This window comes from Pseudomonas sp. (genome assembly GCF_030696055.1).
In the GTDB taxonomy this organism is placed as follows: domain Bacteria; phylum Pseudomonadota; class Gammaproteobacteria; order Pseudomonadales; family Pseudomonadaceae; genus Aquipseudomonas.
This window is the reverse complement of record NZ_JAUYNP010000171.1, coordinates 1-9,446: the sequence shown is the minus strand read 5'-3', so window position 1 is coordinate 9,446 and position 9,446 is coordinate 1. Positions and strand designations below refer to the sequence as shown.

Annotated in this window: 6 protein-coding genes and 1 pseudogene; 3 read left to right on the top strand and 4 right to left on the bottom strand. The window is 63.0% G+C overall.

The window, feature by feature from the left end; genetic code table 11:
- The first annotated feature begins 201 nt into the window (after window positions 1-201).
- Window positions 202-1,443 carry an organoarsenical effux MFS transporter ArsJ gene (arsJ, locus tag Q8Q83_RS10095; protein ID WP_305623354.1) on the top strand — a complete coding sequence of 414 codons (1,242 nt, stop codon included), beginning with the start codon at window positions 202-204 and terminating at the stop codon, window positions 1,441-1,443.
- Here the strand turns inward: arsJ and Q8Q83_RS10090 are convergent, their stop codons facing one another.
- Complete coding sequence (locus tag Q8Q83_RS10090; protein WP_305623352.1) at window positions 1,444-2,805, bottom strand: hypothetical protein; 1,362 nt, start codon at window positions 2,803-2,805, stop codon at window positions 1,444-1,446.
- Window positions 2,806-2,996: 191 nt separating this feature from the next.
- On the opposite strand from Q8Q83_RS10090, the gene Q8Q83_RS10085 reads away from it, so the two are divergent.
- Entirely contained in the window at window positions 2,997-3,899 is a 903-nt protein-coding gene (locus Q8Q83_RS10085) for a DMT family transporter (protein ID WP_305623351.1), read from the top strand.
- Between the two features lie 83 nt (window positions 3,900-3,982).
- Here the strand turns inward: Q8Q83_RS10085 and Q8Q83_RS10080 are convergent, their stop codons facing one another.
- The gene (locus Q8Q83_RS10080) at window positions 3,983-4,459 is read right to left on the bottom strand and encodes a cupin domain-containing protein (RefSeq protein ID WP_305623355.1); all 477 of its coding nucleotides are present in this window, start codon (window positions 4,457-4,459) and stop codon (window positions 3,983-3,985) included.
- Between the two features lie 424 nt (window positions 4,460-4,883).
- Window positions 4,884-7,247 carry a DNA polymerase II gene (locus Q8Q83_RS10075; RefSeq protein WP_305623349.1) on the bottom strand — a complete coding sequence of 788 codons (2,364 nt, stop codon included), beginning with the start codon at window positions 7,245-7,247 and terminating at the stop codon, window positions 4,884-4,886.
- Window positions 7,248-7,534: 287 nt separating this feature from the next.
- On the opposite strand from Q8Q83_RS10075, the gene Q8Q83_RS10070 reads away from it, so the two are divergent.
- A complete protein-coding gene (locus Q8Q83_RS10070) occupies window positions 7,535-9,091 on the top strand; it encodes a calcium-binding protein (protein ID WP_305623348.1) in 1,557 nt (518 codons plus the stop codon).
- Between the two features lie 11 nt (window positions 9,092-9,102).
- Here Q8Q83_RS10070 and Q8Q83_RS10065 read toward each other — a convergent pair.
- Window positions 9,103-9,399 (bottom strand): annotated as a pseudogene (locus Q8Q83_RS10065) (DNA polymerase II); the annotation flags it as partial.
- Between the last annotated feature and the right edge of the window lie 47 nt (window positions 9,400-9,446).

Below are 9,446 nucleotides of genomic sequence, written 5' to 3'. Positions count from 1 at the left end.
GAGTGGGGCTACGCCAACCGCACCGTGGAACTGGCGCGGCTGGTGGGTTTGGCCGGCTAGATGGGTAGGTTGGACTGAGCTCCGCGAAGCCCAACACAACTCGAGAGCCACAAGCAGGGCCTCGAGCGGAGTGCTGCGCGCTCCCTGTTGGGCTTCGCAGGCTCAGCGCCAACCTACGCCGTTGATAGACAGGAACTCCCGATGAATGCCTTATCCCGCCTGGCCCCGCAAGTACGGCAGTACCTGCTGGTTACCGGCAACTACTGGGCCTTTACCCTCACCGACGGCGCGCTGCGCATGCTGGTGGTGCTGCATTTCCATAGCCTGGGCTATAGGCCGCTGCAGATCGCCGCGCTGTTTCTGTTCTATGAGCTATTTGGTGTCGTAACGAATTTAGTGGGGGGCTATCTGGGCGCGCGGCTGGGGCTTAATCGCACCATGAATATCGGCCTGGGCCTGCAGGTGGCGGCCTTGCTGATGCTCACCGTGCCGGCGGCCTGGCTGACGATTCCCTGGGTGATGGGCGCCCAGGCCATGTCCGGTATCGCCAAAGACCTGAACAAGATGAGCGCCAAGAGCTCGATCAAGTTGCTGGTGCCGGGCAGTCAGCAGGGCACTCTGTACAAATGGGTGGCGATCCTCACCGGCTCGAAGAATGCGCTCAAGGGCGTGGGCTTCTTTATGGGCGGTGGGCTGCTGGCGTTGCTCGGTTTTCGTGGTGCGCTACTGCTGATGGCGGCGTTGCTGGCGCTGATCTGGCTGGCCAGCCTGCTGCTGCTGAAAAAGGATCTGGGCAAGGCGAAGGCCAAACCCAAGTTTCGCGACATTCTGTCGAAGAGCCGGGCGATCAATATCCTCTCGGCGGCGCGGCTGTTTCTGTTCGGCGCCCGCGATGTGTGGTTTGTGGTGGCGCTGCCGGTGTACCTGTCCAGCGTGTTCGGCTGGGACTTCTGGTTGGTCGGCGGCTTTCTCGCCGCCTGGGTGATCGGCTACGGCATGGTCCAGTCCTTCGCTCCGGCGCTTACCAGCAAGGTCAGCGGCAAGGCCCGCGGTCAGCTGCCGGATGGCCGCGCCGCCTTTGCCTGGGCCGCCGTGCTGGCCGGCTTGCCGGCGGCTATCGCTCTGGGCCTGGGCAGCGAGCTGTCGGCGCACTGGGTGCTGCTCGGTGGGCTGATGCTGTTCGGTGTGCTGTTCGCGGTGAACTCCTCGCTGCACAGCTACCTGATCCTCAGCTACGCCAAGGAAGACGGCGTGTCCCTGGACGTGGGTTTCTACTATATGTCCAACGCCCTGGGGCGCTTGCTCGGCACCCTGTTGTCCGGCTGGGTCTATCAGGCGTACGGCCTGGAGGCTTGTCTGTGGATTTCCTCGGTCTTTGTGTTGCTCGCCGCGCTGCTTTCCTTAGGCTTGCCCAAGCATGGCGAGGCGAGTGCTGCTGGCTGATCAGTCGCAGCCTGGCGCACAACCGCCCTCCGGCCCCGGATAGACCGGGGCAAAGCCGCCGCCCGGGGTGCGGAAGTTGGTGGTCTGGCCCTGGTACAGGCGCGCGGCGACCCACTGCACCTCGCCGTTATAGGCATAGTCGCGCAGGTCGAACTTTAGCGCCGGGGTCTCGTGGGCCATCACCCGTTGCCCCGGCAGCACCAGGGCCTGGGCCACGTAATCGCCGGCGAGAATCTCCTGCCACACGCGCTGGGTCAGCTTGTCGCCGCGGTAGGCGGCGCGGCTGCCATAGCCGGCACAGGGTTTGAAGAACAGCTGCTTACGTTGGCGCCACAGGCGTTCGGCATTGGCCGGGTCGACCACTTCGGTGTGGGGAATGGCCGCCAGCAACAGCGTCTGAGTCGCCTCGGGCACGCCCAGCGCCTGCAATTGCTGGGCATCGCTGAGCAGCGCCAGATTGCGCTTGTCGGCGTACAGGGCATGGGCCTGCGGGTGCGGGGTGAGCAGGCTGGCGCGCTGCAGATAGGCCTCGCGCAGCTGGGCATGGGCCGGGTCGTCCAGGGCGAAATCGGTCAGGCGGTTGTAGACCAGGTCGATGGCCAGTTCGCCATGCCAGAGCCGGCCGTCACGCAGGCTCAACTCGCTGGGATCGGCGATTACCGCTTGCAGGTCATGGCGCTGGAATAGCTGCTGGAACAGCAGAAACTCCGGGTACAGGTACTGCTGCTGCGGCGCCTCGTCGACTATGGCGATGCTGCGCAGAGGCCGCTCGTGTCCGGCCAGGGCCCACTCCTGCCGGAACATGGCGATGATGCTGGCTTCCAGGCTTTCGGCCTGCAGCGCCGACGGCAGCAGTTGCTCTATGGCCGGGCAGCAGGCCCGTTGCGCCCGCGCCAGCACGGCGTTGAGCATGGCGCCGCCGGCATTGCTGTTGATCTCGATCAGGCCGAAGCCGTCTTCGGTGATATGGAAGTCATAACCGAAGAACACCCCCTTGGCCCCGCCCGGATCGTGCCGCGCGATAGCCGGCGAGCGCGCCAACACCAGCTCGCGATAAGCCGGCAGGGCCACCACCGATTCGATGGCGCGAATCAGCTCGGCCATGCGCTCGAGCTGGGCTGGGGCGACGAATACCGGATGGGCGGCGAACAGATAGGGGCAACGCTCGCGCACCAGCTCGAACAGGCCGGGCTGGCCCAGAGTCGACTCCAGGGCCGCGCGCAACGCCTCATGGTCCAGGCTGATGCAGAAGCAGCGGCTATTTAGCGTCTCAATCGACACCTCGGCCAGGGCGGCGCTGGCGCTGGCCGAGGAGAGATAGGCAGCGTCCTTGTCACTCAGGGGCAGCAGCGGCTGGGTCATGGCGGTTTCCACGTAGCTTGGGATTGGTGCCTAGGGTTGTACCAGCCGCAGCCAGCGCTGGCCATAGCGTACGGCTAATGCCTGGCGCTAGCGGAGCAGGGCGCGGCCCGTTGCCCTAAAAAGCGCAACTTTATGCAAGTGGCGGCGGCCGCTAGCGCGCAGACTTTCGCCTATCCACCGGGAGCCCGCTGATGAACCTGTCGCTCTATCTGTTGACCGTACTGATCTGGGGCACCACCTGGATCGCCCTCAAGCTGCAACTCGGTGAGGTGGCGATTGCCGCTTCCATCGCCTATCGCTTCGCCCTGGCGGCGGCGGTGCTGTTCGCCATTCTGCTGCTGAGCGGGCGCCTGCAGAAAGTCGATAAGCGTGGCCAGCTGATCTGCCTGGCCCAGGGCCTGTGCCTGTTCTGCCTGAACTTCTTGTGCTTCTACAGCGCCAGCCAGTGGATCCCCAGCGGTCTGGTGGCGGTGATCTTCTCCACCGCGACCTTGTGGAACGCGATCAATGCACGGTTGTTCTTCAAACAGCAGATCGCCGCCAATGTGCTGGCCGGTGGCGCCCTGGGCCTGGGCGGCCTGGCGCTGCTGTTCTGGCCGCAACTGGCCGGGCAGGAGGCCAGCCGCGAGACCCTGCTGGGCATGGGCCTGGCGCTGATCGGCACCCTGTGTTTTTCCGCCGGCAATCTGCTCTCCAGCCTGCAGCAGAAGGCCGGGCTCAAGCCGCTGACCACCAATGCCTGGGGCATGCTGTATGGCGCGCTGATGCTGGTGACTATCTGTCTGGTGAGCGGCACGCCGTTCGGCTTCGAGTGGAATGTCCGTTATGTCGGCACCCTGCTGTATCTGGCGATTCCCGGTTCGGTGATCGGCTTTACCGCCTACCTGACCCTGGTCGGGCGCCTGGGCCCGGAGCGCGCGGCCTACTGCACCGTGCTGTTCCCGGTGGTGGCGCTGAATATCTCGGTGTTCGTCGAGGGCTACCAGTGGACCGCCCCGGCGCTGTTCGGCCTGGTGCTGGTGATGCTGGGCAATGTGCTGGTATTTCGTAAGCCCAAGGCGTTGTCGGCAACTGTCGTTACCGCACGCGGCTAGCTGCGTCTATTTTTGTCCGCCCGCAGCGCCGGGTTGCTTTCCCGGCGCTGCGTGAGGCTATTAGCAGGCAGCTGGAACTGACCCTAGGGGTTTCTCGGGTCGTCCGCCGGGTTGTGGTAATGGATTCCCCAGGGGCCCGTGCCGTGGAGTTGGATTACGGTTTCCTGTTCGCGGCTGGCGGCATACATCTTCATTCCGGTGGGAATGATCAGGGTATCGCCCGGTTGATAGGCTGTGGCCTTGGCTGGATCGAAGGTGTCGCCGGGGGCAAAGTAGAAGGCGCCCGAGATCACGGTGACGCGTTCGGTCACGGGATGAGTATGCACACCGATTTTGGTATTGGCCGGCAGTTTCAAGCGCAGGGTGAAGGGCTCGGCGGCTTTCAGGTCACCTTCGATCACCGCCATCATCGCGCCGGGTCCTACCGCGGGCGCGGCTACCCACTTGAGATTCGCTGCGGTGGCCGCGATCAAGCCCGCTTGCTCGGCCAGGGCGGCCGGCGTGATCAATGCCGTGCCGAGCAACGCCAGCGAAACGGCGACACCTTTGAGGGAGTTCATCATGATTTCCTCTTGTTCGGGTTGAACAGTCTGAGCACAGTACTGATCGCACCAGAGGCAAGGGTAGAGTTATGGCATAGGGGAGACTCTGCGCGATCAGATTGCCTAGTTGAAGGTAGTTGAAAATGGGCGTGTGGCTATGACCGTTGGGCGCAGTCTTATATCGATCGAGAGGCGTAGGGTGGGTTAGCGGCGCATTGAGGTGATGTGAAAATCACCGGTGCTATTGGTGCGCCGTGTAATCCACCAGCTTTTTGCGGTTTGCTCATGATCTGCAGGTTGCCGCTTGGTGGGTTACGCGCCGCGCTTGTTCTTCTGTGCTCCGGGATAACGTGGCATGGCGGCGCTAACCCACCCTACAAGAGCCTTGCGGTGCGGTTTGGGATGTAGGGTGGATGGGTGAAGCGTCATCTACCGAAAGCGTTTAAAACAGCCCCAACTGCCCACCGACCAAGGTGGCGAAGTCGTCGCCGACAAAGGGCAGGATGGCGTCCGCCACAGGTTGCAGCTGGCGGGTCAGGTAATGCTCGTAATTGATGGCGGCGCTGCGCGCTTCTAAGGGCTGCGGTCCGGCCAGGCTGATCACATAGCTGATCCAGCCGCCGTGCTGGTACTGCAACGGGCGGCCGTGCTGCTGGTTGTACTCGTCGGCGAGGCGCGCGGCGCGCACATGGGGCGGCACGTTGCGCTGGTAGTCGGTGAGCTGGCGGCGCAGGCGTTTGCGGTAGATCAGCAGTTCGTCCAGCTCGCCGGCCAGGGTGCTCCGCACATAATCGCGCACATAGTCCTGGTAGGGCTGGCGCCGGAAGATCCGCTCATACAGCTCGCGCTGGAACTGCTGGGCCAGCGGTGACCAGTCGCTGCGCACGGTTTCCAGACCCTTGAAGACCATCTCGCTGCTGCCGTCCGCATGGCTGACCAGGCCGGCGTAGCGCTTCTTGCTGCCTTCTTCGGCGCCGCGGATGGTCGGCATCAGAAAGCGCCGGTAATGGGTTTCGAATTGCAGCTCCAGGGCGCTGTCCAGGTCGTACTCATCGCGCAGCTGTTCGCGCCACCACTGGTTGACCTTGGCCACCAGGGCGCGACCGATCTGCGCCGCCTGTTCTTCCCCGTGAGGGCGCCTGAGCCAGACAAAGGTGGAGTCGGTATCGCCGTAGATCACCGTATAGCCTTCGGCTTCGATCAGCTCGCGGGTGCGGTGCATGATCTGGTGCCCGCGCATTGTGATGGAGGAGGCCAGGCGGGTGTCGAAGAAGCGGCAGCCGCTGGAGCCGAGCACACCGTAGAAGGAATTCATGATGATCTTCAGCGCCTGCGACAGCGGCGCGTTGCGCTCGCGTTTGGCGGTTTCTCGACCCTGCCAGACCCGCTCGATAATCGCCGGTAAACAATGCTGGTTGCGCGAGAAGCGCGCGCCGCGAAAGCCCGCCACCGAGGCGCTGTCGTCGGGTTGGCGCAGGCCCTCGATCAGCCCCACCGGGTCGATCAGAAAGCTGCGGATGATCGAGGGGTACAGGCTCTTGTAGTCCAGCACCAGCACCGACTCGTACAGGCCGGGCTGCGACTGCATGACGAAACCGCCGGGGCTGGCCTCGGGCGGCAACTCGCCGAGGTTGGGCGCGACAAAGCCCTGGCGGTGCATCAGCGGTATATACAAATGGGTAAAGGCCGCCACCGAGCCGCCGCTGCGGTCGGCGGGCAGGCCGGTGACCGTGGCGCGTTCCAGCAGGAAGCTGAGGATCTCGGTCTTGGCGAAGATCCGCGTGACCAGTTCGCAGTCGCGCAGGTTGTAGCGCGCCAGGGCCGGCTTGTCTTGGGCGAACATGCGGTCGATCTCGTCCATGCGCTGGTAGGGCGTGGAAATATCCTTGCCTTCGCCGAGCAGGGTCTGCGCGACGTTTTCCAGGCTGAACGAGGGGAAGCTCCAGGTGGCCGAACGCAGCGCCTCGATGCCATCGATGATCAGCCGTCCGGCGGCCGCGGCGAAGAAGTGGTTATTGCCGCTGCCATGCTCGCGCCACTGCATCTCCTCGCCGCCGCGGCCCAGGCGCAGGGGGATAGCCAGACGCCGCGCATGCTCGTGCAGCACGCGCAGGTCGAACTGCACCAGGTTCCAGCCGATAATGGCATCCGGGTCGTGCCGCTCCAGCCACTGGTTAAGCCGCTGCAACAGCTGCTCGCGGCTGGCGCAGTACTCCAGCTGAAAGTCGACGGCCGCGTCGCCGTCCTTGGCCCGCCCGAGCATATACACGTTTCGCTGGCCGCAGCCTTCCAGGGCGATGGAATACAGCTCGCCAAAGGCATTGGTTTCGATATCCAGGGAGGCCAGCTTAAGCGTTGGCCGGTAGTCGCTACAGGGCTTGATCTGCGCCTCCAGCAGCAGGCCGTTGGCAGCAGGCGTGCCGCCGAAGCAGACCGGCGCGGTGATAAAGCGCTCCATCAGGTAGCGCTCAGGTGGGCGGATATCGGCCTCGTAGACATCGATGCCGGCCCGGCGCAGGCGCTGGTCCAGGTCGATCAACTGGCGGTGCTGCCGGCAATACAGGCCCAGCACCGGGCGCTGGTGAAAGTCCCGCAGGCCCAGCGGGCGCAACTCGACGTCGCGCTCATCGGCCAGCAAGGCCTCGGCCTGCGCGCGCTGCGCCGCCGGGATAAAGGCCACCGACGGCTGATAGGGCAGGCGAATATGCCGAGGGCCGCTATCGGTGGCCAGCCAGAACTCCACCTGCGTGCCCGCGGGCGTATCGCGCCAATGCCGGGTCAGGACAAAACCCTGCTGTAACTCCACCGCTATCACCTCAAGACGTGCCTTGGGTGGGGATTCTACTTGGCATTGGGGTTATAGCGGTGTCGGTGGGGTTGGCCGCTGTCGACCACAAGGGGCAAGCGCGGAAACTGGTGGACAGAAAAGCGTTGTCCACCCTACGTAATCATCAAGTCCGCCTAGAGCGGGAAACCGCGCAGCGTTTCCCTGCAAAGGTCATCCACGCGACATCGCCGGCGCCCCAAAAACTTGCGAGAAACTACTGTTCGCCGCCAGAATGCGCCAGCCCCCACCACACGGATGTACCGCTAATGGCGACAGTCAATCTCTACCAACCTTATCAACAGCTTGACACTAACCCCTGGTATGGCGAGGCGAGCGGCACAGGCTCCAAGATAACTATCACCGATGGTTATCATACTGAGACCTTTACCGGCAGCTTCTCTTATAGCTACGACGGGGACGTTACCGGCGGAACGCTCAGCGGTTACAGCTACTCCCAAGGCGGTTCAGCCTTCGTCACCATCAGCGGCGCATCAGTCAGTTCGGTGACCGCATACAACTACTACATGAACTCCAATATCCAGGGGTTGGTCGGCCTGATTCTCAGTAAAAATGACACAGTAAATGGCTCCGGGTACGACGATAAATTTTCAGGTTATGGTGGCAACGACCGTCTCTATGGCAATGCCGGAAATGACCTGTTGTCTGGCGATGCAGGTGATGACCTGCTCGATGGTGGCTTAGGCACCGACAGCCTTGATGGCGGTTTGGGCAACGACACCTATTACCTCGACAACGCCGCCGACCTGGTGACCGAATCCAGCGCGACAGGTGGCATCGACACTCTAATCGCCAGCTTCAGCAAAACCCTGGGGGTAAACCAAGAGAACCTGACCTTGTCGGGCGCCGCAGCGATCAATGGCACCGGCAATGAGCTGGCAAACAAACTGATCGGTAACAGTGGCAACAACGTATTGGATGGCAAGGCGGGCGCCGACACCATGGTAGGCGGCCTCGGCAACGATACCTACTACGTCGACAACGCCAGTGACGTCGTCACCGAGGCCAGTACCGGCGGCCTCGACACTGTCATCGCCAGCGTCACGCGAACCCTCGGTATCGGCCAAGAGAACCTGACCCTGTCGGGCGCTACAGCGATCAACGGCAGCGGCAACGAGTTGGTCAACAAACTGATCGGCAACAGTGCCAACAACATGCTGGATGGCAAGGCGGGAGCTGACACCATGGTTGGTGGCCTCGGCAACGATACCTACTACGTCGACAACCTCAGCGATGTCGTCACCGAGGCCAGTGCTGGCGGTATAGACACTGTCATTGCCAGCGTCACGCGAACCCTCGGCATTGGCCAAGAGAACCTGGCCCTGTCCGGCATCGCAGTGATCAATGGCACTGGCAATGAGCTGGCCAATAGCCTGACTGGCAATAGCGCCAACAACCTGTTGGATGGCGGGGCCGCTAACGACACTTTGTCAGGCGGCGCCGGCAATGACCGCTTGATCGGCGGAGCAGGCAAAGATGCCCTCACCGGCGGTACCGGCAATGATGTGTTCGATTTCAACAGCCTTTTAGAAACAGGGCTGACCAGCACGACCTGGGATGTTATCGCCGACTTCGTCCAGGGAGCCGACAAAATTGACCTGTCGACGCTGGATGCCAACACCGCCACCACTGGCAACGATGCTTTCACCGCGGTCATTGGCAGCAGCAACGCCTTTACCGCAGCTGGTCAGCTGAGAGTCACGGACGGGGTGCTTTACGGCAGTACCGATGCGGATGCCACGGCAGAATTCGCCATCGAGCTTATAGGAGTCGCCAGCTTGTCGATGGCGGACTTTATTGCCTAAGCACCTTGTTTTCTGCGCAGTTGCTTGTCCAGCTCGATCAACTGACGGTGCTGCTGGCAATACAGGCCCAGCACCGGGCGCTGGTGGAAATCCCGCAATCCCAACGGGCGCAGCTCGACGCCCGGCTCATCGGCCAGCAAGGCCTCGGCCTGCGCGCGCTGCGCCGCCGGAATAAAGGCCACTGAAGGCTGATAGGGCAGGCGGATCTGCCGCGGGCCGTTATCGGTGGCCAACCAGAACTCCACCTGCGTACCCGCCGGCGTATCGCGCCAATGTCGGGTCAGGACAAAACCCTGCTGTAACTCCACCGCTATCACCTCAAGACGTGCCTTGGGTGGGGATTCTACTTGGCATT

Excerpts from the sequence above, each read along its gene's own strand:
- arsJ (WP_305623354.1), top strand. The coding sequence starts at position 202 with ATGAATGCCTTATCCCGCCTGGCCCCGCAAGTACGGCAGTACCTGCTG.
- Q8Q83_RS10080 (WP_305623355.1), bottom strand. The coding sequence starts at position 4,459 with ATGAACTCCCTCAAAGGTGTCGCCGTTTCGCTGGCGTTGCTCGGCACG.
- Q8Q83_RS10085 (WP_305623351.1), top strand. The coding sequence starts at position 2,997 with ATGAACCTGTCGCTCTATCTGTTGACCGTACTGATCTGGGGCACCACC.
- Q8Q83_RS10090 (WP_305623352.1), bottom strand. The coding sequence starts at position 2,805 with ATGACCCAGCCGCTGCTGCCCCTGAGTGACAAGGACGCTGCCTATCTC.
- Q8Q83_RS10070 (WP_305623348.1), top strand. The coding sequence starts at position 7,535 with ATGGCGACAGTCAATCTCTACCAACCTTATCAACAGCTTGACACTAAC.